Here is a 23,048-nt window from a genome sequence, read left to right on the forward strand (position 1 = left end):
GGTTACATCATGGCATTCAAGACAATTATCGTTGAAATTGAAGAACATATCGCTCTTATAAAGCTGAATCGCCCAGACGCGTTGAACGCGTTGAATGCGGAATTGCTGACGGAATTGTCCCAAGCTTTGGCCGATGCCAGCGAGAACAAGAAGGTTCGCTGCGTAGTGATCACCGGCTCTGAAAAGGCCTTCGCGGCTGGCGCTGACATCACCGAAATGGCGGGAATGTCCTTCGTAGACGCCTTTGGCGGCGATCTGTTCTCAGAATTTTCGAACAACATCCAACGGGTTCGCAAGCCGATTGTGGCTGCGGTTTCGGGCTACGCCTTGGGGGGCGGATGTGAACTTGCCATGATGTGCGATTTCATCATCGCTTCCGAAACTGCGAAGTTTGGCCAGCCGGAAATCAACTTGGGCGTCATGGCCGGCCTAGGTGGATCTCAACGTTTGACGCGCTTTGTCGGGAAATCCAAATCCATGGACATGAACCTGACTGGGCGCTTTATGGATGCCGAAGAGGCAGAGCGTTCTGGCTTGGTCAGCCGTGTTGTCCCATCCAAAAAGCTGCTCTCGGAAGCGATGGCTGCCGCGAGCAAGATCGCTGAAAAGTCGATGGTGGCCACTATGGCCGTCAAGGAATCGGTGAACCGCAGCTACGAATCGACACTGAATGAAGGTCTGCTGTTCGAGCGCCGTGTTTTCCACTCACTTTTCGCGACGGAAGACCAATCCGAGGGCATGGCAGCCTTCTTAGAAAAGCGTGAACCACAGTTCCGCGACAAGTAAGGCGATTTAGGGCGTTGACTTGCATGTGAGTCGGTCCTAGAAGCGCACTCTCAGATTTACACACCGAACCATCGGGATTCTTAAGTATGGCTAATTCGCCTCAAGCTAAAAAGCGTGCACGTCAAACAGAGCGCCGCACCGAAGTGAACAAAGCGCGTCGTTCGCGCATCCGCACCTTCTTGCGCACAGTGGAAGAAGCGATCACCGGTGGTGATTCTTCCGTCGCAAAAGACGCTTTGAAAGCCGCTCAGCCAGAGCTGATGCGCGGCGTTGCAAAGGGCGTCATGCACAAAAACACAGCGGCACGCAAAATGTCGCGCCTGTCGTCGCGGGTTAAGGCACTCGGTTAAGTAACCCGCCACCACGACACAGTAAGATTAAGAAGCGCGCCCTAATCGGCGCGTTTTTTTGTGCCTGCATGCAAGGGGCGTCTTTTTCGTCACGGTTAGATTCGGGATTCAACTAAGTATGAGTCAAGCGCGAAGATAAGTTGCGAGGTGCCCCCTGCAGTCGCTATCCATATTGAGCGATTCACTTCGTCTCGGGGGACATGGAATGAGCACGAACTCGAGTTCGGCTGTACAAAACTTGCGGCCTACTCAGGCTTGGGACTTTTTAGAGCAAAATCCTAATGCAGTGCTCATCGACGTCAGGACAAAGGCCGAATGGTCCTTTGTAGGGAAACCTGATCTGTCGGATCTAAATCGTTCGGTCATTTTGACCGAGTGGTGCAGGTATCCAGATATGTCTGTTAACCCGCGGTTTGTTGAAGAAATGAATGAGGCACTGGGCGACGTTCTGCCGTCCCATTTGTTGTTCATTTGTAGGTCTGGTGTGCGTTCGATGAACGCCGCACTCGCGGTCGAAGCGTCTTTGTCTGAACAGATGCGTGGCGCGGATCTTTTCAATGTGGCCGAGGGCTTCGAAGGTGATTTGGATCCGAAGAAACATCGGGGGGGCCTTAACGGTTGGAAGGCCCACGGATTGCCATGGCGGCAATCTTGAACTGCGGTACGGGTAAATGGGTAAAGTATGACGAACGACACTTGGGGACAGGCACGTGAAACTCTGCAAACAACAATTGGCAAGAATAACTACAAAACTTGGATAGAACCTCTGACGTTCATTTCCTGCGCTGATGGTGTAGCAGAATTTGGCGTTCAAACCAGCTTCCAAGGTGACTGGGTTTCTCGCAATTTCGGGGACGAAATCTTGCGCCAGTTTGACTCCCTAGGACAGCAAGTCGATCGTTTGAAATTCTCGGTTCAAGCCAATCGTCCAGTGCAGACGCCTGCGCAAACCTCGGCACCGACACCCACTCCGGCCACCGAAAAATTCACCCAAAAGCCAACCATACAGGCTGCCCGTTCCGATGATTCCCTGATCGGTGCCCCTTTGGACAAGCGTTTCACTTTTGATCGCTTTGTTGTCGGCAAACCCAATGAACTTGCTCATGCTGCATCGCGCCGCGTCGCCGAAGGCGGCCCTGTTAGCTTCAATCCACTGTTCCTTTATGGTGGCGTTGGCTTAGGCAAGACCCACTTGATGCATGCTATCGCGTGGGAATTGCAAACCCGATCACCGGAGCTAAAGGTCGTCTACCTTTCGGCTGAGCAATTCATGTACCGCTTCATCCAAGCGCTTCGCGACAAGCAGATGATGGATTTCAAAAGCTTGTTCCGCTCCGTCGACGTCTTAATGGTGGATGATGTTCAGTTCATTGCCGGTAAAGACAGCACGCAAGATGAGTTCTTTCACACGTTTAACGCGCTTATCGATCAGCAAAAGCAGATCATCATTTCAGCAGATCGCGCTCCGGGCGAGATTGACGGGCTGGAAGAGCGCATTCGCTCGCGCCTTCAATGGGGTCTGGTTGTTGACCTGCATCCTACAGATTACGAACTGCGCCTCGGAATTCTGCAGCAAAAAGTCGAGCAGTATCGTGCTCAATACCAAGAGTTGAAGATTTCGAACGGCGTTCTGGAATTCCTTGCACACCGCATTTCCAACAACGTGCGCGTCTTGGAAGGCGCACTAACACGTTTGTTCGCCTTGGCGTCACTGGTCGGGCGCGAAATCACGTTGGAAATGGCACAAGAAAGCCTCGCAGATATTTTGCGCCAATCAGACCGCAAGGTCACGATGGATGAGATCATGCGCAAAACATGTGACTACTATAACGTCCGCATGTCCGACCTTTTGTCGCCCAAGCGTTCGCGCAACATCGCGCGCCCGCGACAAATGGCGATGTGGCTGGCCAAGCTGCTGACACAGCGCTCTTATCCCGAGATCGGCAAGCGTTTTGGCAACCGCGACCACACCACTGTGATCCATGCCGTTCGCAAGATCGATGAGCTCAAAGCCCAAGACAGCCAAGTTGCAGAAGACGCAGAATTACTTCGGCGCATGCTAGAGGCCTAATTGGCTTGACGCCCCTGCCATAAAAGCGGACTTTTCAACAAATTGTTTGCATTAGCGAGCGGAGAGGATAACTTCTCCGCCCCAGCTATCTTCCAAAGAGGACCGATATGAAAATCAGTGTCGAGCGTAGCGCCCTGCTCAAGGCTGTGAGCCAAGCCCAATCGGTTGTTGAACGCCGTAATACCATACCGATTCTCGCCAATGTTCTGATTGAGGCCGAAGGCAACGATGTCACGTTCCGCGCAACTGATCTCGACATCGAAGTGGTGGACAAAGCAGCGGCACAAGTGGAGCGCCCCGGTGCGACAACAGTATCTGCAACAACTTTGCATGAAATTGTTCGCAAATTGCCCGATGGTGCGCTGGTTTCACTCACCGACGATGGGGCTTCTGGACGCTTGACCGTTGAAGCAGGTCGCTCCAACTTCTCACTCGCGACACTGCCCAAAGAAGACTTCCCAGTGATGGCAACATCCGAGTATCAGTCAAACTTCTCGGCTCCTGCGCCAATGTTGCGCCGTCTGTTCGACAAGTCAAAATTCGCGATTTCAACCGAAGAGACCCGCTACTATTTGAACGGCGTCTACATGCACATCTCCGACGGGGATGGTGGCAAGGTACTGCGCTGCGTTGCGACAGACGGCCACCGCCTAGCGCGTATTGATGCTGATTTGCCTGATGGCGCCGCCGACATGCCCGGCGTAATCGTTCCGCGCAAAACTGTAGCTGAATTGCGCAAACTTCTGGACGATGACGACATGCAAATCGCGGTGTCCGTGTCAGAGACAAAAGTGCGCTTCGCCACACCTGACATCACGCTGACTTCAAAGGTCATCGACGGCACATTCCCAGATTACACCCGCGTTATCCCGCAAGGGAACACACGTAAACTGGAAGTGGATGCAACCGAATTTGCCAAGGCCGTTGACCGTGTAGCTACGGTATCATCGGAACGTTCCCGTGCAGTTAAGCTCTCTCTCGACGAAGATCGCCTGATCTTGTCTGTGAATGCGCCGGACAGCGGTGCCGCCGAAGAAGAACTCGCCGTGGCCTACAGCGATGAACGTCTGGAGATTGGCTTCAACGCAAAGTACCTTCTTGAAATTGCAGGGCAAGTTGATCGCGAAAACGCGGTCTTCATGTTCAATTCTTCAGGAGACCCAACCTTGATGCGTGAAGGCAATGACCAGTCGGCAGTCTACGTCGTGATGCCAATGCGCGTTTAACTCACCTATATGTCGGGGCTACACCTTTCTGCGTTAACCCTATCACATTTCAGGTCTCACCGGCGCGTGGAGCTGGAACTTGATGATCGCCCAGTTGCGATTTTTGGCTCCAATGGCGCGGGCAAAACCAACATATTGGAAGCGGTTTCCATGCTGTCCCCTGGCCGCGGGTTACGTCGCGCGAAGGCGGACGAAATCGTACGAATGCCTGAAGCATTGGGTTGGAAGGTATCCGGCATACTTCACAGTTTGGGCCAGACCTATGAGGTGGAAACCCGCGCCGAGGCCGCTGGAAACCGAACCGTCAACATTGACAGCAAAACGTCACCACAAACCGCCCTTGGACGCATAGCGCGCGTTGTATGGTTGATCCCAGCCATGGATCGCCTGTGGTTGGAAGGTGCGGAAGGACGGCGTCGCTTCCTTGACCGTATCACGCTCAGCTTCGAACCCAAACATGCTGAGGCCTCCATTGCCTATGAAAAGGCCATGCGAGAGCGGAATCGCCTTCTCAAAGATATGGTTCGGGACGCCATGTGGTACGCTGCTCTTGAAGCTCAAATGGCGGATGCTGGGGCACAGATCATCGCCAACCGGACAGCTGCCCTAATCCGTTTGCAAGCGGCCATGGAGAACGCGCAAACTTCGTTTCCGACCGCTTCACTCTCGATCGTCTCACCCGATGATGGTGATGATTATTCCGATCCCGAAGCCTTGTTGAATGCACTTCAGGCATCAAGGGCGACGGATTTACGCGCAGGGCGCACCCTTGTTGGCCCGCATAGGGTCGACATGAGAGCCATCTATTCAGCCAAAAGCATGGAAGCAAAACAATGCTCAACCGGTGAACAGAAGGCCTTGCTTCTATCACTGATTCTGGCGAATGCTCGCGCTCTTGCTGAAGATTTTGGCGCTGCACCGATTATTTTGCTTGATGAAGTCGCAGCACATCTAGACGCGGATCGCCGTGCGGCGCTTTATGATGAGATTTGTTCACTCAAAGCGCAGGCCTGGATGACCGGAACCGGTGCAGAGCTATTCACAGAGCTGGGTGATCGCGCACAGCACCTGCTCGTTTCAGACAAGGCCAATTCATCCGAGGTGAATTTTCTATGACCATCACTGCAACCGAACTTCTCATCTATGCGGGCGGCCTATTCGTTTTGTTCCTTACCCCCGGTCCGGTTTGGGTCGCACTCTTGGCACGCGCCATGTCGGGCGGGTTTAACTCCGCTTGGCCGCTCGCTTTGGGTGTGGTTGTCGGGGATGTCATTTGGCCTTTGGTCGCGATCCTTGGTGTCGCTTGGATTGTCGAGCAAGCCGACTGGTTCATGGACGTGTTAAGCTGGGTCGCTGTGGTCATGTTTGTGGCAATGGGCGTCCTGTTGATCAAAAACGCAGACGCGAAACTGTCCGAAAACACCTCCCTAACCCGCCCGGGAATGTGGGCTGGGTTCATTGCAGGGATGGTAGTGATCCTCTCCAACCCGAAAGCTGTTTTGTTTTACATGGGCGTGCTTCCGGGATTCTTCGATCTCACGCGGGTCACTTGGCCCGATATTGCAGCAATCTGCCTTCTCAGCCTTTTGGTCCCTTTGATCGGAAATCTGGTGTTGGCCGCATCAGTGGACCGGATGCGCAAAGTGTTGAAAGCACCGGGTGCAGTAAAGCGAATGAATGTCGTGGCGGGCTGGCTTTTGATCGCCGTCGGGGTCGTGATTGCGCTCGCATGATGGGATCAGAGGCCCTTCGCGATCTAGTCGCTGCCAAACCACAATATATTGCGTCAACTACGTGACAATCCCCGCTCAAAAGCCTATATTTCGCTTAACAAACGCGGGATACTTCACATGGCCGACAATCAAGAGCAACCAGCCGAATATGGCGCTGATTCTATTAAAGTCCTCAAGGGCTTAGAGGCGGTTCGAAAGCGCCCTGGTATGTACATCGGCGATACTGATGATGGCTCGGGTTTGCATCACATGGTTTACGAAGTCGTCGACAATGGTATCGACGAAGCTCTGGCTGGTCACGCCGACGCTGTGAATGTGAAAATCCATGCCGACAGCTCTGTTTCAGTCAGTGACAACGGGCGCGGAATTCCAGTGGGTATCCACGAGGAAGAAGGCGTCTCCGCCGCCGAAGTTATCATGACCCAGCTGCATGCTGGCGGTAAGTTTGACAGCAACTCCTACAAAGTGTCTGGCGGTTTGCATGGTGTGGGTGTGTCCGTTGTGAATGCGCTGTCCAACTGGCTTGAACTGCGCATCTGGCGCGATGGCAAAGAACATATTGCGCGCTTTGAACACGGCGACACCGTCAAACATCTAGAGGTCGTTGGCCCAACGGATCGCACCGGTACCGAAGTTCGCTTCATGGCGTCTTTGGATACATTTTCCAGCCGCGACTTTATCTTTGATACGTTAGAAAAGCGTTTGCGTGAATTGGCCTTCCTGAACTCCGGCGTTCGGATCATTTTGGAGGATGAGCGCCCTGCCGAAGCACTGCGTTCCGAACTCTATTATGAAGGCGGCGTGAAAGAGTTTGTTAAATATCTCGATCGCTCCAAGACTTCCGTGATGTCGGACCCCATTTATGTTGTCGGTGAGAAAGACGACATTGGCGTGGAAGTCGCGATGTGGTGGAACGACAGTTACAATGAGATGGTTCTGCCGTTTACCAACAACATTCCGCAACGCGATGGTGGAACTCACATGGCGGGATTTCGCGGGGCGTTGACCCGCACGATCAATGCCTATGCGCAAAGTTCAGGTATTGCCAAAAAGGAAAAGATTTCCTTCACAGGGGACGATGCACGCGAAGGTCTGACCTGCGTGTTATCCGTTAAAGTTCCAGACCCGAAGTTCTCGTCCCAAACCAAAGATAAATTGGTCTCCTCCGAAGTGCGTCCCGCAGTCGAAGGATTGATGAACGAAAAATTGGCCGAATGGTTCGAAGAGAACCCGAATGAGGCCCGCGTGATCGTCTCCAAGATTGTGGAGGCAGCACAGGCCCGCGAAGCTGCGCGTAAAGCCCGCGAATTGACCCGTCGGAAAAATCCGATGGACATGAATTTCCTGTCATCAAAGTTGAAAGATTGCTCGGATAAAGACCCCTCTAAAACTGAAGTTTTTCTCGTGGAGGGGGATTCCGCTGGTGGATCGGCTCAAACAGGTCGGGACCGCCAAACGCAAGCCATTTTGCCGCTCAAAGGGAAAATTTTGAACGTAGAGCGCGCGCGTTTTGATCGCATGCTTGGCAGTCAAGAAATCGGAAACATGGTGATGGCTTTGGGCACCGGCATCGGCCGTGACGAATTCGACATCTCTAAATTACGCTACCACAAGATTGTCATTATGACCGACGCCGATGTCGACGGGGCTCACATTCGCACGCTATTGCTGACTTTCTTCTATCGCCAAATGCCCGAATTGATCGAGCAGGGGCATCTATATATCGCGCAACCACCTTTGTACAAAGTGGCGCGCGGGCGTTCCGAAGTTTATCTTAAAGATCAATCTTCCATGGAGGATTATCTGATCGAACAGGGTGTCGAAGGGGCCGTCCTGAAACTTGCCTCCGGCGAGGAAATCGTCGGTCAGGACCTTCGCCGAGTGATTGAAGAGGCGCGAATGGTGCGCCGCATTTTGCAAGCTTTCCCGACACATTATCCTCAGCATATTTTGGAGCAATCCGCGATTGCTGGAGCCTTCGCTGCAGGTCAAGTTGACCAAGATTTGCAAGGTGTTGCCAACACTGTTGCGGCGCGGTTGGATCTTATCGCCCTGGAGTACGAAAAAGGATGGCAAGGTCGTCCGACCCAAGACAAAGGCATTCGCTTATGGCGCGTCTTGCGCGGCGTTGACGAAGTCCGCATTCTGGATGGTGGAGTTCTCCGCTCAGGGGAAGCAAGGCGACTTGGTCAACTGACCCAAAGCTTGCAAGAAACCTACGGAAAGCCAGCCAAATTGGTACGCAAAGATCGCGAACAGCCTGTCTATGGCCCTATCGATCTTCTGCAGTCGATTCTCGAAGAAGGGGAAAAAGGGCTGTCGCTCCAACGCTATAAGGGCTTGGGGGAAATGAACCCCGATCAATTGTGGGAAACGACGCTCGATCCTGATGCCAGAACACTTCTGCAAGTAAAAGTCGAAGATATGGCCGAAGCCGACGACATCTTCACTAAACTTATGGGGGATGTCGTGGAGCCACGCCGCGATTTCATTCAAACAAATGCTCTGAGCGTAGAAAATCTCGATTTTTGACGGAATGTCAGCTTTCGCCGCGATCATTTCTTTGGTGAAGTGAAGTGGCGAAAGATCAGGGTGCGCGAATTCAATCATTCCTCGGTGTACGGGATCAAAAACCTTCGGGTCCTTAGAGATTTGAAACGCGGTTCATGCTGCAACCGCATGAACCGCTTAACAAAGTGCTTTCTCTTTCAAACTCATCCGCATTACTGAACAATAAATTCCGCATGCAATGCTCCTGCGGCCTTAATACTTTTTAGAATATCAATCATATCCATCGGCGTGACGCCTAGGGCGTTCAAACCAGAAACTACGTCTTTCAATGTCGCTCCGGGTTCTATTTCAGCCAAACCTGTTCCAGCATCTTCACCAATTGCTGCAGCAGTTCGCGGGACAACGACAGTTTCACCCTCGGCAAATGGATTGGGTTGAACAACCACAGGTGACTCTTCTATCGTTAAAGTGAGGTTCCCCTGGGCGACCGCGACCCGTGAAATTCGAACGTTTTCATCCATCACAATTGTTCCCGACCTTTGGTCAATCACGACTCGCGCACGCCTCTCCGGCTCTACGACAATGTTCTCAATCCTACTCAATACATGGGCCGGAGATCGAAGGCCCGTTGCATCAATGTTAAGCTCTACAGTCCCCGCATCCAACATTAAGGCCACGCGTTTTCCGAGAGCAATGTTAATAGTATTTTCGATTTTTTCAGCGGTCGAAAAATCAGGTGTTCTGAGCGCCATTCTCAAGCTCGATAGTTCCGAAAACTCAAACTCGACTTCTCGCTCCACTCGTCCACCAGCAGGCACAATTCCCGCTGTCGGGACGCCGTGAACAACTCGCGCGGCTTCTCCTTCTGCTGAAACACCGCCTGCAATGACTGTACCTTGTGCGACGACATATACGTCACCGTCAGCTGCATTCAACGGGGTCATAATCAACGTCCCCCCTAACAGACTTTTCGCATCACCAATTGCCGATACTGTTACATCTACTTTACCACCCGTTCGACTAAAGGCTGGCAGAACCGCGGTAACCAAAACCGCCGCAACATTTTTAGGGCGGAATTGTTCTCCCCCCACATTCACACCAAGCCGTTCCAAGATGTTGACCATCATTTCCTCGGTGAACGGCGAGTTGCGTAATCCATCACCGGTTCCGTTCAACCCAACCACCAACCCGTAGCCAACTAGATCGTTCCCGCGCACGCCGTCAAACTCGACAAGATCTTTCAATCTCACCCCTGAAGCAGAGGCCACTAGGGGGAAGAATGCCAACAATGCGATCAATATTGCGCGGCCCACTAGATGTAGTCCGACAAGCGAAGTTGGGATGTACGTGCAGTCAGCACATAGAGTGACTCAATCTGAAACTGAACGGCTTCAAGTTCACTTGCCGTTTCAAAAGGGTCAGCGTAAACGATTTTCGACTTTGCCATTTCAAGAACGCCTCGCTCAACGCTATCCGAGACGCCAGCTTCGCCTAATGCCGCTTCTATTCTACCCGTATCCCTTTGCATGTTAATCAGCTCCCCCTCAGACGTGATGAGTTGCTCTCCAGCCTGAACAAGTAGGGCCTGCTTTTCATCATCAGACATAGACATTGTGCCCTCTGAAACGATTGCAACTATTGCTAAACTCTTCAGCATCGAACGGAACGACGGATCATCGGCTTTGGCAGACAACGATACTTTTTGTGTGTTGGAAATTTGTATGTCCGACTGAATAGCATCACCACCGGCATAGGCCACTGTATCAAAGCCGCCGCCACTGTCGTGGAACCATGATTCTACCTGGGTAGTGAAATCCGACACGTTCGAGGCAGTGCCGGCAAAGTATCGTATGTGATCTAAAATTTCATCCCCATCGACCAATGGCCGCTGTTGGGATGCTGTCCCCGAGAACAAGTATTGGCCGGAAACTTCGGTATTCAAATAGGAAACGACTTGATTTAGTTTGTCCGGCGCATCGAAAATTTTTGCCTCGATAACTGCCGCCTGACCTAAGCTAGCCGCAGACGTCAGGTCTGCACCCAAGGTCGAGATAGCGCTTTGCATCGCCTGAAGACCGGTTTGAATTCCCGTCACCTTTTGATCCAATCCGTTGCGGGCCTGTTCAAAGGCATCCAACCGACTGAGCGATCGTTCCAACCCAGCAAGAGGCCCAAAGCCTCCGCGGAGATGGGTGCTCAGATCATGGCGCTCACCAGTTGTTAGTTCGTTCGTAAGGCGTGCGAGATTTGCCTTCAGTCCAGCACTTTGGCGGCGTAACATTAAGTTCTGACCAAGGTCGCTCAAGCTACCGAAATTCATTTTATATCCTCAGAAGTGATTGCAGCATTTCGTCAACAGCTTGGATGACTTTCGCGTTTGCCGCATAGTTTCTCTCGATCAACAAAAGTTTTTGCATCTCTTGATCTGTGTCGACCCCCCCAGCCTGCTCCACATCACGAAATACTTGAACTCGTGTAGCTTCGTAGCTTTGCCGTTGCTCCGACTGCTGGCGTCCTTGGCTCACCTTCGACAGGAAATCTCCCACCAAACCCGACAGGGATTCAGCACTTGAATACTGTCCACTCACCGGCAAGCGAGCTTCTGAAAAAGCCTGAACATGAGCATTCAACATCGCATTTTCAGACGCCGGTCCAGGTGATAATGAATTCAACCCGTCACGCAATTTGGTGGGGTCCCCCCCATGCGCTGCAACATAAGAGTTGTTTACCGACAACCTCGACGACAGGCCCTCTTCGAGCAATGGATCAAACGCCCCACCCGCATCACTAAATAGCCCGACTTCCCCTGCCAGCAAGGTATCGTCCGCATCCGCCGCACGTTCGATCAAATTTCGCGACAGTGCATCAAGGTTTGCCTGCATCAGTGGAATACTTTGATCCCGCAGCTCAAAAGCCGCTGCAAGAGATCCGCCCGCAATGGCTTCAATCGATGTGCCGCTAACACTCGACGCTCCTGCTATCTGCAGTCCCGAAAGCGCCCCACTTGAAAGGCTCATATCAGCGGTAATTTTGCTGGTCGGATTAAAGGTAAAAGAGGCCGCTTGGCTGTCAACCAAAGTCGTTCCGTTGGGGGTTACCAAGGCAACTTGACCGAAATCGCGGTCTACCGTTTGAACTGGTACAAGCTCACTGATGCCATCAATGAGCGCTTGCCTTTGATCTAGGAGGCCGGACGGATCCCCCCCAGAGTTCATTTGCAGGCGGATTTCTTTGTTCAATCGGTCCACATCTGACAATGCGGTGTTCAGCTGCAACACCTGAGTGTCGATTGATTGATCAGCAGCCTCGCGTTCGACATGTAGGCGATCAGATATCTCGTTGATCTTTGTGGTGAGATCAATTGCGCTGTTTACGACAGCGTTTAGATTGGCACCGCTGGAAGGGTCCGCTGAGGCAATGATCAAGCTTTGCTCGAATTTGTCGGTGAATGCAGATAGGGATGCTGCATCACCTGGAGTGCCGACAACTTGTTCAACGCCGGATAAAACTTCGCTATGCGCGGTGTGATAACTCAACTCAGCTTGGGCTAGCCGCCGGTCCGCAATTGCCGCTTGATTGACGATCCGTTCCACGCCGGAGACTTGGACCCCAGCCCCCCGCCCTCCGATAGTGGCTGCACTAAGACTTAATTCTCTTCGCCCGTAGCTTTCGGTCATTGCGTTTGAAACATTTGCTGACACGAGTTCGGCTGCGCGCGAAACTGCATGCAATCCGGAAACGGCGTTGGACAGGGAAGCAGATAAGCTCATTCTAAATTCCTCGGATCAATCTAGCGTTTGATGTTGGTGGTTTCCTGCAGCATTTCGTCTACGGTTTGGATCACCTTGGCATTGGAAGAATATGCTCTTTGAGTTTGAATGAGCGCAGTCAGCTCACCGGCCACATCGGTTGTGGATTCTTCTAACGCAAAGCCCACGATGTCACCTGTTGGCCCATCGCCGGCATCCCACAAGAAGAAGGAACCGCTATCATTGGATGGAACATATGTTTGGTTATCCATTGCCGTCAGCCCGTTTGGATTGGGTAAATCAACCAGTGGAATTTGATAAATTGTACGTGTGATGCCGATGTCAAATGTCGCTTGAACATAACCATTCGCATCCACTTCGACAGATGTCATGTTCCCTACCGGAGACCCATCCTTGGTAATTTGTGTCGGGGCAAAGCTATCGGACAATTGTGTAACCCCAGCTCCTGAACCCAGCTCCCCGATCGAAATCTCTAGTGGACCGCCGTCCAAGGTCATGGAGAAACTTCCTGTCGCGGGATCATAGTCTCCGCCGACTGCAGAAGTTCGCACCACAGACGCCAACGTCCCGCCACTTCCGCGGGTATCATCGAAGGTCATGGTATATTCACCGACCACTGCGCCACCGCTGGCTGAGTCCCGCATTTCCATCGACCACTGATTTGACGCACCGGTGGCTGGAACGACGGGAGTGTAAGTGACAAATAGATTTTGTGAGGTTCCAAGATTGTCGAAGTATTCTACCGACAACTCCAACGATGTACCACTTGCTCCCGCCTCGGTTTCAGTCGCAGGCAAGTTCACTCCCAATCCCATGCGTGTTGTGGGCTCTCCTGCAAACTGGTTAACGTTGATCTGAATGGGACGAAGTCCATCAGCCGTATCACGTGGAAACGTTGGTACTGTACCATCAGAATCCGCCGGCCATCCCATTAGGACCATTCCCGTATCGGTGGTTAGAAACCCTTGAGAATCTGTTCTGAATGACCCTGTGGTCGCCAATCGAAACGGAAGATCGCTGCCTTGCAAATTTACAGCGGATTCTGTGGTAATCGGCAAGAATCCACGTCCCCGCACAGCGAGGTCAGTAGAGTTGTTTGTCGTCAGCAATGCGCCGGCTTGATCAATCAAACGGTGAGTCGTAACGCGAACCCCACCGGCGGAATAGCTGCCCTGACCATTAGAGATCACCATTGAATGAAATTCCGTCTCCGCACGCTTGTATCCGTTCGTTCCGGAGTTTGCGATATTGTCCGAGATCGTTGAAAGTCGGTTAGCATTTGCAGCCAGTCCCGCCACGCCTGCGTTTAAGGAAGAAGAAATTGTCATACTGCGCCTTTCTGAAGCACTCATCTTTCAGGCCACTATGAGATCGCTGCCTTAACATCACGCTAACAGGTAAAATTGAAAACAGTTTCTCGCGTGATTAACGGTGCTCTCTTAGCAACGTGACTTCTAGCCGGTTGTTTCGAACGGCCATTGGATCCGCCATGATAGGCTTACTTTGACCGTATCCTGTCACGCGCTCTTGGCGCTGCGGAATTAAACCGTGCCGGTCCAATAGTTCACGCATTGTGTGGGCGCGCGTCGTCGTTAAAGACCAAGCCGGATTATCGATTAGCACGCTTGGGTAAGAACTGGAGTGGCTGGAGATCGCGACCTTATTGTTAACCGCTTCGAAGGTTTCGACCAGCATCTTAGATATTTCAACAGTGATTGGAGTTGCTTGCCCTGTCTCCGGATCAAAAAGTGGATCTCCAGGCAGGTCAAAAATTTCGACCACCAAGCCTTCGTCAGTGATGTCGGTAATGATGTGATCTAAAGCCATCTCCTTGATCAAACTGTCCCCGCCTTTTCCAAGAATTCCGGTTTCCAGCTCTGCAAGTTCGTCCTGCTCCGCCATGGCAAGAGCATGATCCGGTTGATTTTCCGAGATCGGCATATTGGGCATTCCCCCCTGCCCAGATTGGGGAAGCTGGCTTTTTACCAGAAGGGAGTCCCCTCCAAATGCGCCATCTCCACCACCGGACACACGGGCGATAGCAATGGTTGGGGTGAAGTAGTCCGCAAGCCCTTTGCGTTGCTTTTCCGTCGTCGCGTTCAACAGCCACATCAGCATGAAAAACGCCATCATCGCAGTCACAAAGTCAGCATATGCCACCTTCCATGCACCACCATGGTGGCCACCGCCGCTGATAACCTTCTTCTTCTTGATGATAATGGGCCGGCCGGCATCGTCGCTCATGAGAGTCCTCGCAAAGTGTTGCGGTCAGACTTAAGCAGAGGCGGCTAAATTGACGGTTAACATTTCAAATTTAAGCGAAATTCCCTGACTACCCCCGTGCGCGATCCAGCAACAATGAGGTCTCGCTTCCTGTCACACCTTGAACTTCACGCACCTGTCGCAAAATTCGGTCAAAGTCAGGAAGGCTTATCGTCTCGATTCGTGCGACCAAGTCCCAAACACCATTGGTCGTGTGAAGATCTACGATCTCGGGCATTCGTCGAAGCTGCTTTATGACCGAGGCTGTTTGCGCCCCTTTCACTTCAATCATCATTATCGCGTGAATCAATTCGTCCAAGCCGACACGCCCCAACTCGACAGTGAAGCGCCTTATGGTGCCGTCCCTTTTCATCCGCTCTACACGGGATTGAACGGTCACACGGGACATTTTTAACTCCCCCGCCAAGGTGGTCACAGTTGCGCGACCATCGTTTTTCAGAAGAGCCACGAGCCTTTGATCAATTTCATCCATAGCACCCTCAAAATACACTTTGGAAATCAAACCTTACAATATGCACATAATAATATCCATAATTGACACTCTGATTATCGCTTGTGGCAAATATTTTGCCTACCGTAAGAGTCAGCACTCAGGAGAGCACTATGACATCCAAATCATGCATACTCATTGGCGCACCTGTTCAGTCGGGCGCAAGTCAGCCGGGGTGTATTATGGGTCCCGACGCATTCAGAACGGCCGGTTTGGCTGAAACCCTGCGCGATCTGGGGCACCATGTCTCCGACAAGGGCAACGTGTCTCCTGATGCTCCACAACATATTACCCACGCCAATCCGGCCATTCACGACCTCCCGCAAACCGTGGCATGGGCGCAGGCATTGGAACATGCCGCATTCGATGCCTCTCAAACGGCTGACATGCCGATCTTTTTGGGGGGTGACCACAGCCTTTCGATTGGAACCGTACCCGGCGTTGCCCGATATTGGGCCGACCAAGGGCGGCCTTTGTTCGTGCTTTGGCTTGATGCGCATCCCGACTTTCACAGCTTGAACAGCACAACGAGTGGCAACCTGCATGGCACGCCGGTCGCTTACTTCAGCGGTCAACCCGGGTTCGAGGCCTATCCGCAGCTTAGCGTTGCCGTAGAACCTGCAAACCTATGCATGCTGGGCATTCGGTCAGTTGATCCAGCCGAGAATGCCGCATTGAGCGCCAATAACGTCGATGTAAGTGACATGCGCGCCATTGACGAACATGGGATCACAGCACCCCTTCGCGGTTTTCTGGAGCGGGTTCGCGCGGCGAACGGGGCGCTGCATGTGTCGCTTGATGTCGATTTCCTTGACCCTGCTATTGCACCGGCTGTTGGAACCACAGTGCCAGGGGGGGCGACCTTCCGCGAGGCGCATCTGGTGATGGAAATGCTCTGTGACAGCGACCTTGTAACCTCGCTGGATTTGGTCGAGTTGAACCCGTTTCTGGATGAACGTGGGCGTACTGCAAATTTGATGGTGGACCTTTGTGCAAGCCTGATGGGGCGCAAGGTTCTAGACCGTCAAACACGGAGCCTATGATGCGGTCTGCGCAAGCTCCCAACGCGGTGGTCATGATCCGCCCTCATCACTTTACGTCTAACCCGCAAACGCTCGGGGACAACGGGTTTCAATCCAAAGACACGCGTGATCCATCCGAGATATCAAACCTCGCGAGGGCAGAGTTTGACACAATGGTTGTGGCGTTGCGCAAAGCTGGGGTTACCGTCCATGATTTCGACGACACAGGTACGACGACACCGGATTCCGTCTTCCCCAACAATTGGTTTTCCACCCACGCGGGCGGTCATCTGGCCGTCTATCCAATGTATGCCAAGAACCGGCGCGCAGAACGTCGCTGGGATATTATAGAGGCCCTAAAGGCCGAGTACCGCGTCCAAGACGTCATAGATTTCTCTGGGTTGGAGCAAGACGGCGTTTTCCTAGAGGGGACCGGCGCAATGGTTCTCGATCACATCGGCCGTGTCGCCTATACGGTGCAATCTAACCGCGCTGACCCCGTGATCCTTGAACGGTTCTGCACTTATTTCAACTATGAGCCAATGGCCTTTGCAGCCGCCGACAGATCGGGCACCAGCGTCTATCACACCAATGTTCTGATGACAGTGGGCACCGGCTATGTGCTAATCTGCGACGCCATGATCACCGACTCTGACCGCCGCACAGATGTCATGCAACGTTTGGCTGAAGGTGGGCGCGATGTGATCTCTCTAAGTCACGCGCAGATCGACAGTTTCGCGGGAAACGCCTTTGAGCTTTCTGGCAAGGACGGGTTGGTTTTGGCCCTGTCCCAGACCGCATATGACGCCCTTACGCCACATCAACTGAGCCGCATCCAGCAACACGCGACACCGCTCCCTCTCGCAGTTCCCACAATTGAAACCGCTGGCGGCTCTGTCCGCTGCATGCTGGCAGGCGTCCACCTTGCCCGCCGCCCAGAACAGAAAGCTTCCTGATATGACGACCCCCTCCAAACTTGCTCTTGTCCCTTTCGTGTCGGTCGACAACATGATGAAGCTGGTGAACACCATCGGCCCTGCAAAGATGATTGCGGAGATCGCCGACTACATTGAGGCTGATTTCAAGCGTTGGGAGCAATTCGATAAAACCCCGCGCGTTGCGGCCCACTCCGAGGAAGGCGTCATTGAGCTTATGCCAACGTCAGACGGCGAAAGCTATGGCTTCAAATACGTCAACGGCCACCCCGCAAATATGGCCCGAGGCTTCCAAACCGTGACGGCCTTCGGTGTCTTGGCGCGTGTGGATAACGGCTATCCCGTCCTTTTGTCAGAGATGACGATTCTCACGGCTCTTCGCACTGCGGCCACATCTGCCTTGGTCGCGAAATATCTTGCCCCCAAAGGATCCAAAACCATGGCAATGATCGGCAATGGTGCTCAGTGCGAGTTCCAAGCCTTGGCGTTCCAAACGGTTGTCGGCATCGATACCGTGCGCCTTTTTGACGTTGACCCTGATGCCACTGCAAAGGCTGCCAAGAACCTCGCGGCAACCGGCATGACCGTCGTGTCCTGCACCTCACCGGAAGAGGCCGTGGCAGGGGCACAGATCATCACCACATGCACCGCTGACAAACAGTGCGCTACGATCCTGACTGACAACATGGTTGGTGCAGGCGTTCACATCAACGCCATCGGCGGTGACTGCCCCGGCAAAACCGAGCTGCATCGCGACATTCTGCTGCGGTCCGATATTTTTGTGGAATATCCACCGCAAACCCGCATCGAGGGCGAAATTCAGCAACTCGACGATGATCATCACGTAACCGAACTTTGGCGTGTGATGTTGGGCAAATCGGAGGGCCGCCGCGATGACAAGCAAATCACTCTCTTCGATTCGGTGGGCTTCGCGACTGAGGATTTCTCGGCCCTGCGTTATATTCGCGATCAATTGGCCACCTATGACACGTTTATCGAGCTGGACATGCTCGCCGACCCCGACGATCCGCGTGATTTGTTCGGCATGGTCGCTCGTGCGGCACTTTAAGACGTATTTGCCCTTGCACCCTGCCGCGACGGTCTCCATCTTAGGGCTGTTCTCAGGGCGGGGTGAAATTCCCCACCGGCGGTAAGCGGGTCACTCCGTAAGCCCGCGAGCGCCTTTCCTCCGGGAAAGGGTCAGCAGATCAGGTGTAACTCCTGAGCCGACGGTCATAGTCCGGATGAAAGAGAACGAGCATGTGGCCCCCGCGCGGGGGCTATTTGCCCGTGATCGCCTTGGGTGACGTGTCGTTGCTAAAAAGGAGATGCTACCATGACACCCACCCGATACGCGTTCGTCAAAGCCAACTGGCACTCGGATATTGTAGACCGAGCCCTAGAAGGCTTCTGCGAATTGATCCCCGCGTCTCAAGTCGATGTGTTCGATGTGCCTGGCGCATTCGAGATGCCGCTTCTGGCCCGCGATTTGGCCTCGACCGGCACCTATGCCGCAGTGGCCTGTGCAGCGCTGGTTGTTGATGGCGGAATTTACCGGCATGATTTCGTGGCCTCTGCGGTTGTTGATGGCCTCATGCGCGCAAGCTTGGACAGCGGTGTGCCCGTGTTGTCGGTGTCGCTGACGCCGCATCACTTCCAAGAGACCGAGCACCATTTGGCAATCTACAGTGATCATTTCGTGACCAAGGGGCGCGAAGCCGCCAACGCTGCCCTGATGATCGGCAAGGCCCGCGCAGCCATCGCCGCTTAAGCCTATTCTTTTGCTCCTCCGTGGATCGCCGCGGAGGAGTATTAGATCACCGCGTTTTCGACAAAGGTTTCGCGTGCAATCACGCGGTCTACCCCCAACGGGGATAGGTCTAGCGAACGGTAGGCACCGTAAGTGACCCATTCTGCGACGCCGCGACCTATGGCAGGGCTTTGCTGCAATCCGTGCCCCGAAAACCCGTTCACGAAAACGAAGTTCTCAACCTCTGGTGCCGGACCGATGATCGCGTTTTGGTCAAACGCATTATAGGCATAGTGCCCAACCCATGAGTTCACCAGTTTCACTGCCTCGAAGGCAGGAACGCGGGTGGCGATCGCTGGCCAGATTTTGTTTTCCCAGAGCGAGTGGTCCTCGACAAAATCGTCATACCCCACCGCAGGGTCTTCATCAGGGGGGCATCCCGCCATGTAGTATCGACCGTCACTGCGCATATGCACGCCAGAAGGGTCAATCGTCAGGGGCAGGTCACGGTCCAACGGTGTTTCGGCATCAAAGATAAATGTATAGCGCTTGCGCGGCTCTACCGGAATGCTCAGCCCCGCCATATGCGCCGTCGCAGCTGCGCGCGGACCTGAACAGTTGATCACAGTTCCGCAGGCGATCACATCCCCAGTCGCCAAGGTAACGCTGTCGATCTTGTTGCCAGTCTTGTTTCGGGACATCGCGCGCACCTCATTGTGCAGGTACTCGGCCCCTTGCGCCCGTGCTTTTCGGCGCCACCAATCGAAAATTGTGCCTCCGTCAAAGTAGCCTTCATTGATCAAATTGTGGTTGCCGCCCACGATGTCATCAACGTTATAGAACGGGTAGGCGGCCTTGATCTGCGCCGCCGTCATATATTTGGTGCCCGCGCCCAATCGTTCCTGAACTTGTTGATTGGCCTGTAGGGTATTGGCGAATTCCTGCGTGTCGGCCAAATACATGTAGCCGAAACTTTGCAATGCAATTTCCGGCGCATCCTCATCTTGTATGAAGTCTTTAAAGCCCTGAATGAACTCGACCCCGAACTGCGAAATCTGGATGTTCACCTCGGTTGAAAACTGCTGACGAATGCAGCTGTTTGTGTGCGACGTGGAGGCAAATTCATAACTCGGGTCTCGCTCCACCACCAAGATTGAGCCATCAAAATCGGGGTTGCGTGACAACCACCATGCCACCGAAGAGCCATAGATCGCCCCCCCGACAATCACTACGTCATAGCTGCTCAACAAAGGCGTCTGCATGGGCCATCTCTCTTTGAGGGTAGCGGCCGAAATGCGCCGCGTCAGGGGTATCAGACAACCGCAATGTGGATTTGGCAATAGCTTGTGAAACGCCGCGTGGCGATTATCTGGGTTCGCCGAGGCCTGACAAGATCGGACAATCAGCGCGGTCATCCCCTGCACAGTCGCGCATAAGGTCGCTTAGGGTCTTTCGCATGGATTGAAGGTCGGAAACTTTGCGGTCGATCTCTTCCAGATGTGCCCGTGCGATCTTCTTCACATCAGAGCTGGCGCGCGTTTGATCTTCCCAAAGCGCCAGCAACGCGCGGCATTTTTCTATTGTGAACCCCAAGGCGCGGGCTCGACTTAAGAAGGTCAATTTATGCAGGTCTTTCTCGGTGAATACACGGTATCCATTTGGATCACGGAAAGGGCGGACCAAGTTAATATCTTCGTAATACCGTATCGTCTTCGCGGGCAGACCCACTCTTTTTGCTACCTCGCCAATGTTCATAACGCGGCCCCCATCCGGCGCAATCGCAACGCATTGCTCACGACAAATACGCTGGACAATGCCATAGCGCCCGCTGCCAGCATGGGCGACATCAAAACACCCCAAATCGGGTAGATGGCACCCGCCGCAACTGGAATGAGCACCGTGTTATAGGCGAAAGCCCAGAACAAATTCTGACGGATGTTCGCCATTGTGCGCGTGCTTATATCCACGGCCCGTAACACGGCGGGTAGTTCGCTCGACATCAAAACTACATCTGCCGTCTCTATCGCGACATCGGTTCCGGTTCCGACGGCCACGCCAACGTCCGCGGCCGCAAGGGCCGGCGCGTCATTGATGCCATCCCCCACAAACGCCAGTAACCCGTCACGCTTTAGCCCCGCAACAGCTTCCGCTTTCCCATCCGGCAACACAGCTGCCACGACCTGCTCTATGCCAATCGCCCGTGCGACAGCCTGTGCGGTGCGCGGCGTGTCGCCCGTCACCATGGCCAGTTGAACGCCCCGCGCTGCCAAGTTAGACACGAGTTTCGCCGCATCTGGCTTGATCGGGTCCGAGACTGTGATCAGTCCTGCCAAGACGCCGTCAATCGCCACAAACACTGGCGTTTGGGCCTCATCCGTCCAGTGTTGTGCCTGCGCCTCAAACGCCCCCACGTCGATGTTCGATTGGGCCATAAGCCTGTCTGCACCGACGAGAACTTCCCGCCCGTCAACTCGGGCTTTCACTCCCAACCCTGTCATCGAGGTAAATTCATTGGCCGCAGGCAGACCCAACCCGAGCTCCCTTGCGCGTCGCACAATAGCGCGCGAAATCGGATGCTCTGACAGGGCTTCAACAGCAGCGACATCGGCCAGCACATTGTCCGCCTCATAGCCGTCTGCCACAATGAAGTTCGCCACCTCCGGCCGCCCCATCGTAAGCGTGCCCGTCTTGTCGAACGCAATCGTTTTTACCTGTGATAGAGTCTGAAGCGCCGACCCTTTGCGAAACAATACTCCTAGCTCCGCCGCGCGCCCTGTGCCCACCATCACCGAAGTAGGTGTGGCCAAACCCATCGCGCAGGGGCACGCCACGATCAGAACCGACACCCCCGCAACCAACGCATGGCTTAAACTCGGCCCGAAGACCAGCCAAGCCAAAATTGCCAAAGTCGCGATGAGTAGAACCAAAGGCACAAACCAGCGCACAATTTGGTCGACCACTGATTGAATGGGAAGTTTGGCCCCTTGTGCTTGCCCGACCATACGGATGATGCCCGAAAGAACTGTGTCCCCTCCGACGGCGGTCGCGCGGATGTGCAACGCGCCCGTGCCGTTGATGGTGCCGCCGATCACACGGTCTCCTGCGGAATGGGCGATCGGGACCGGCTCTCCTGTGACCATGCTTTCATCAACAAAGGACTGACCCTCTACGACTTCGCCATCTACGGCGATCCGCGATCCGGGGCGCGCTAATACCACGTCTCCAACTGCGATATCTGATATCGGGGTCTCTACCCAATCTTCACCCTGTCGGATGTCGGCCACCGAGGGCTGCAGCCCCACAAGCGCAGCAATAGCCGCCCCTGTTTGCACTTTGGCCCGCGCCTCCAGCCAGCGGCCTAGCAAGATGAGCGTCACAATCACCATTGCGGCTTCAAAATACACCGCACGGCTTTGTGCCGGTATTAGGAAGGGTGCGAATAAAGCGACCGTCGAATACAACCAAGCCGCAGACGTGCCTAGGGCGACCAAGCTGTTCATTTCTGGTGCCCCTCGCAGCAAGGCAGGGAACCCTTCGCGGAAAAACTGTCGCCCGGGAAACAACAAGACAGCGGTTGCAAGAACCCATTGCAGGGCCCAACTGGTTGTTCGGCCGATGGTTTGGTCAATCAAATCTGATGCACCTGGAATTACATGGCTGCCCATCACCAACACGAACACGGGTAAGGTCATAGCCGTCGCGACAATCGTGTCATGACGTAGGCGCGCAACCTCATCTTGACGTTTGTCATGTGAAGTCAGGCTGTTGCCAGTCATTTCAACGGGGATCGCAGCGTACCCAGCCTTCGTAATGGCGGCCGCCACGTCCGACTGGGTCGTGCGCCCGATTTGCCAAGTGACCGTCCCTACGCCGGTCGCCAGATTAACGTTGGCCTCAACCACTCCGGACACATCAAGAGCCGAGCGTTCCGCCCGACCAACGCAAGATGCACAAGAGAGGCCTTCAATTTCAAAGGACTGCGTCAGAGTATCAACCATGTCTGGGACCTTTAAACATTACCACTTGGGCCTCATATGGAGGTTCCACCAACTGGAAGGTCAAGCCCCCAAACCCATCATTTCTCACGAACACGTGTTGGGAACGAATGGTAAAACCCAGAC

General features: G+C 53.8%; 21 protein-coding genes and 1 riboswitch. Of the genes, 12 read left to right on the forward strand and 9 right to left on the reverse strand.

Annotated elements, in window-relative coordinates; translation table 11 throughout:
* The first annotated feature begins 9 nt into the window (after positions 1 to 9).
* The 8 genes from Q0746_RS07905 (at position 10) to gyrB (ending at position 8,698) form a co-directional block, all read left to right on the forward strand.
* Positions 10 to 786: an enoyl-CoA hydratase gene (locus tag Q0746_RS07905; protein ID WP_298258971.1), complete on the forward strand. Its 777-nt coding sequence runs from the start codon at positions 10 to 12 to the stop codon at positions 784 to 786.
* Between the two features lie 86 nt (positions 787 to 872).
* Positions 873 to 1,136 (forward strand): 30S ribosomal protein S20, encoded by a 264-nt coding sequence (rpsT, locus tag Q0746_RS07910; RefSeq protein ID WP_298258973.1) that lies wholly within the window; start codon positions 873 to 875, stop codon positions 1,134 to 1,136.
* Between the two features lie 205 nt (positions 1,137 to 1,341).
* Entirely contained in the window at positions 1,342 to 1,791 is a 450-nt protein-coding gene (locus Q0746_RS07915) for a rhodanese-like domain-containing protein (protein ID WP_298258975.1), read from the forward strand.
* A 27-nt stretch (positions 1,792 to 1,818) separates the two neighbouring features.
* Positions 1,819 to 3,207, forward strand: coding sequence for a chromosomal replication initiator protein DnaA (dnaA, locus tag Q0746_RS07920; RefSeq protein ID WP_298258977.1), 1,389 nt, complete (start codon positions 1,819 to 1,821; stop codon positions 3,205 to 3,207).
* 107 nt (positions 3,208 to 3,314) lie between these two features.
* Positions 3,315 to 4,433, forward strand: a complete 1,119-nt coding sequence (gene dnaN, locus Q0746_RS07925; protein ID WP_298258979.1) for a DNA polymerase III subunit beta — start codon at positions 3,315 to 3,317, stop codon at positions 4,431 to 4,433.
* A gap of 9 nt (positions 4,434 to 4,442) precedes the next feature.
* Positions 4,443 to 5,549 (forward strand): DNA replication/repair protein RecF, encoded by a 1,107-nt coding sequence (recF, locus tag Q0746_RS07930; RefSeq protein WP_298258981.1) that lies wholly within the window; start codon positions 4,443 to 4,445, stop codon positions 5,547 to 5,549.
* Positions 5,546 to 6,166: a LysE family translocator gene (locus Q0746_RS07935; RefSeq protein ID WP_298258983.1), complete on the forward strand. Its 621-nt coding sequence runs from the start codon at positions 5,546 to 5,548 to the stop codon at positions 6,164 to 6,166. Before recF ends, Q0746_RS07935 begins: the two co-directional genes overlap by 4 nt.
* Positions 6,167 to 6,283: 117 nt before the next feature.
* Positions 6,284 to 8,698: a DNA topoisomerase (ATP-hydrolyzing) subunit B gene (gene gyrB / locus Q0746_RS07940; RefSeq protein ID WP_298258985.1), complete on the forward strand. Its 2,415-nt coding sequence runs from the start codon at positions 6,284 to 6,286 to the stop codon at positions 8,696 to 8,698.
* Positions 8,699 to 8,889: 191 nt separating this feature from the next.
* Here gyrB and Q0746_RS07945 read toward each other — a convergent pair whose 3' ends face one another.
* The 6 genes from Q0746_RS07945 to Q0746_RS07970 all read right to left on the reverse strand — a co-directional run bounded on the left by Q0746_RS07945 (position 8,890) and on the right by Q0746_RS07970 (position 15,202).
* Positions 8,890 to 9,978, reverse strand: coding sequence for a flagellar basal body P-ring protein FlgI (locus Q0746_RS07945; protein WP_298259712.1), 1,089 nt, complete (start codon positions 9,976 to 9,978; stop codon positions 8,890 to 8,892).
* Positions 9,979 to 9,989: 11 nt separating this feature from the next.
* On the reverse strand, positions 9,990 to 10,997 hold the full coding sequence (locus Q0746_RS07950) for a hypothetical protein (protein ID WP_298258987.1): 1,008 nt from the start codon (positions 10,995 to 10,997) through the stop codon (positions 9,990 to 9,992).
* Between the two features lies 1 nt (position 10,998).
* Positions 10,999 to 12,447, reverse strand: coding sequence for a flagellar hook-associated protein FlgK (gene flgK, locus Q0746_RS07955; protein ID WP_298258989.1), 1,449 nt, complete (start codon positions 12,445 to 12,447; stop codon positions 10,999 to 11,001).
* A gap of 20 nt (positions 12,448 to 12,467) precedes the next feature.
* Positions 12,468 to 13,775 carry a flagellar hook-basal body complex protein gene (locus Q0746_RS07960; protein WP_298258991.1) on the reverse strand — a complete coding sequence of 436 codons (1,308 nt, stop codon included), beginning with the start codon at positions 13,773 to 13,775 and terminating at the stop codon, positions 12,468 to 12,470.
* Between the two features lie 97 nt (positions 13,776 to 13,872).
* The gene (locus tag Q0746_RS07965; protein WP_298258993.1) at positions 13,873 to 14,691 is read right to left on the reverse strand and encodes a flagellar motor protein MotB; all 819 of its coding nucleotides are present in this window, start codon (positions 14,689 to 14,691) and stop codon (positions 13,873 to 13,875) included.
* A gap of 88 nt (positions 14,692 to 14,779) precedes the next feature.
* Entirely contained in the window at positions 14,780 to 15,202 is a 423-nt protein-coding gene (locus Q0746_RS07970; RefSeq protein ID WP_298258995.1) for an Lrp/AsnC family transcriptional regulator, read from the reverse strand.
* Positions 15,203 to 15,333: 131 nt separating this feature from the next.
* On the opposite strand from Q0746_RS07970, the gene rocF reads away from it, so the two are divergent.
* The 4 genes from rocF (at position 15,334) to Q0746_RS07990 (ending at position 18,948) form a co-directional block, all read left to right on the forward strand.
* On the forward strand, positions 15,334 to 16,263 hold the full coding sequence (gene rocF, locus Q0746_RS07975) for an arginase (RefSeq protein ID WP_298258997.1): 930 nt from the start codon (positions 15,334 to 15,336) through the stop codon (positions 16,261 to 16,263).
* Positions 16,263 to 17,198, forward strand: a complete 936-nt coding sequence (ctlX, locus tag Q0746_RS07980) for a citrulline utilization hydrolase CtlX (protein WP_298258999.1) — start codon at positions 16,263 to 16,265, stop codon at positions 17,196 to 17,198. Before rocF ends, ctlX begins: the two co-directional genes overlap by 1 nt.
* Before the next feature lies 1 nt (position 17,199).
* The gene (locus Q0746_RS07985; protein WP_298259001.1) at positions 17,200 to 18,246 is read left to right on the forward strand and encodes an ornithine cyclodeaminase; all 1,047 of its coding nucleotides are present in this window, start codon (positions 17,200 to 17,202) and stop codon (positions 18,244 to 18,246) included.
* Between the two features lie 44 nt (positions 18,247 to 18,290).
* Positions 18,291 to 18,437: riboswitch (FMN riboswitch) on the forward strand.
* A gap of 76 nt (positions 18,438 to 18,513) precedes the next feature.
* Positions 18,514 to 18,948, forward strand: a complete 435-nt coding sequence (locus Q0746_RS07990) for a 6,7-dimethyl-8-ribityllumazine synthase (RefSeq protein WP_298259003.1) — start codon at positions 18,514 to 18,516, stop codon at positions 18,946 to 18,948.
* 41 nt (positions 18,949 to 18,989) lie between these two features.
* Here the strand turns inward: Q0746_RS07990 and Q0746_RS07995 are convergent, their stop codons facing one another.
* The 3 genes from Q0746_RS07995 to Q0746_RS08005 all read right to left on the reverse strand — a co-directional run bounded on the left by Q0746_RS07995 (position 18,990) and on the right by Q0746_RS08005 (position 22,925).
* Entirely contained in the window at positions 18,990 to 20,189 is a 1,200-nt protein-coding gene (locus Q0746_RS07995; RefSeq protein WP_298259005.1) for an FAD-binding oxidoreductase, read from the reverse strand.
* 103 nt (positions 20,190 to 20,292) lie between these two features.
* Positions 20,293 to 20,682: a Cu(I)-responsive transcriptional regulator gene (gene cueR / locus Q0746_RS08000; RefSeq protein ID WP_298259007.1), complete on the reverse strand. Its 390-nt coding sequence runs from the start codon at positions 20,680 to 20,682 to the stop codon at positions 20,293 to 20,295.
* Positions 20,679 to 22,925 carry a heavy metal translocating P-type ATPase gene (locus Q0746_RS08005; RefSeq protein WP_298259009.1) on the reverse strand — a complete coding sequence of 749 codons (2,247 nt, stop codon included), beginning with the start codon at positions 22,923 to 22,925 and terminating at the stop codon, positions 20,679 to 20,681. Before Q0746_RS08005 ends, cueR begins: the two co-directional genes overlap by 4 nt.
* Positions 22,926 to 23,048 lie beyond the last annotated feature (123 nt).

Origin of the sequence: uncultured Litoreibacter sp. (assembly GCF_947487515.1) — a bacterium.
In the GTDB taxonomy this organism is placed as follows: Bacteria; Pseudomonadota; Alphaproteobacteria; order Rhodobacterales; family Rhodobacteraceae; genus Litoreibacter.

Excerpts from the sequence above, each read along its gene's own strand:
- Q0746_RS07915 (WP_298258975.1), top strand. The coding sequence starts at position 1,342 with ATGAGCACGAACTCGAGTTCGGCTGTACAAAACTTGCGGCCTACTCAG.
- Q0746_RS07935 (WP_298258983.1), top strand. The coding sequence starts at position 5,546 with ATGACCATCACTGCAACCGAACTTCTCATCTATGCGGGCGGCCTATTC.
- Q0746_RS07990 (WP_298259003.1), top strand. The coding sequence starts at position 18,514 with ATGACACCCACCCGATACGCGTTCGTCAAAGCCAACTGGCACTCGGAT.
- Q0746_RS07970 (WP_298258995.1), bottom strand. The coding sequence starts at position 15,202 with ATGGATGAAATTGATCAAAGGCTCGTGGCTCTTCTGAAAAACGATGGT.
- Q0746_RS07995 (WP_298259005.1), bottom strand. The coding sequence starts at position 20,189 with ATGCAGACGCCTTTGTTGAGCAGCTATGACGTAGTGATTGTCGGGGGG.
- flgK (WP_298258989.1), bottom strand. The coding sequence starts at position 12,447 with ATGAGCTTATCTGCTTCCCTGTCCAACGCCGTTTCCGGATTGCATGCA.
- Q0746_RS08005 (WP_298259009.1), bottom strand. The coding sequence starts at position 22,925 with ATGGTTGATACTCTGACGCAGTCCTTTGAAATTGAAGGCCTCTCTTGT.
- gyrB (WP_298258985.1), top strand. The coding sequence starts at position 6,284 with ATGGCCGACAATCAAGAGCAACCAGCCGAATATGGCGCTGATTCTATT.
- recF (WP_298258981.1), top strand. The coding sequence starts at position 4,443 with ATGTCGGGGCTACACCTTTCTGCGTTAACCCTATCACATTTCAGGTCT.
- rocF (WP_298258997.1), top strand. The coding sequence starts at position 15,334 with ATGACATCCAAATCATGCATACTCATTGGCGCACCTGTTCAGTCGGGC.
- Q0746_RS07985 (WP_298259001.1), top strand. The coding sequence starts at position 17,200 with ATGACGACCCCCTCCAAACTTGCTCTTGTCCCTTTCGTGTCGGTCGAC.
- Q0746_RS07950 (WP_298258987.1), bottom strand. The coding sequence starts at position 10,997 with ATGAATTTCGGTAGCTTGAGCGACCTTGGTCAGAACTTAATGTTACGC.
- Q0746_RS07960 (WP_298258991.1), bottom strand. The coding sequence starts at position 13,775 with ATGACAATTTCTTCTTCCTTAAACGCAGGCGTGGCGGGACTGGCTGCA.
- dnaN (WP_298258979.1), top strand. The coding sequence starts at position 3,315 with ATGAAAATCAGTGTCGAGCGTAGCGCCCTGCTCAAGGCTGTGAGCCAA.
- Q0746_RS07905 (WP_298258971.1), top strand. The coding sequence starts at position 10 with ATGGCATTCAAGACAATTATCGTTGAAATTGAAGAACATATCGCTCTT.
- cueR (WP_298259007.1), bottom strand. The coding sequence starts at position 20,682 with ATGAACATTGGCGAGGTAGCAAAAAGAGTGGGTCTGCCCGCGAAGACG.
- rpsT (WP_298258973.1), top strand. The coding sequence starts at position 873 with ATGGCTAATTCGCCTCAAGCTAAAAAGCGTGCACGTCAAACAGAGCGC.
- Q0746_RS07965 (WP_298258993.1), bottom strand. The coding sequence starts at position 14,691 with ATGAGCGACGATGCCGGCCGGCCCATTATCATCAAGAAGAAGAAGGTT.
- dnaA (WP_298258977.1), top strand. The coding sequence starts at position 1,819 with ATGACGAACGACACTTGGGGACAGGCACGTGAAACTCTGCAAACAACA.
- ctlX (WP_298258999.1), top strand. The coding sequence starts at position 16,263 with ATGCGGTCTGCGCAAGCTCCCAACGCGGTGGTCATGATCCGCCCTCAT.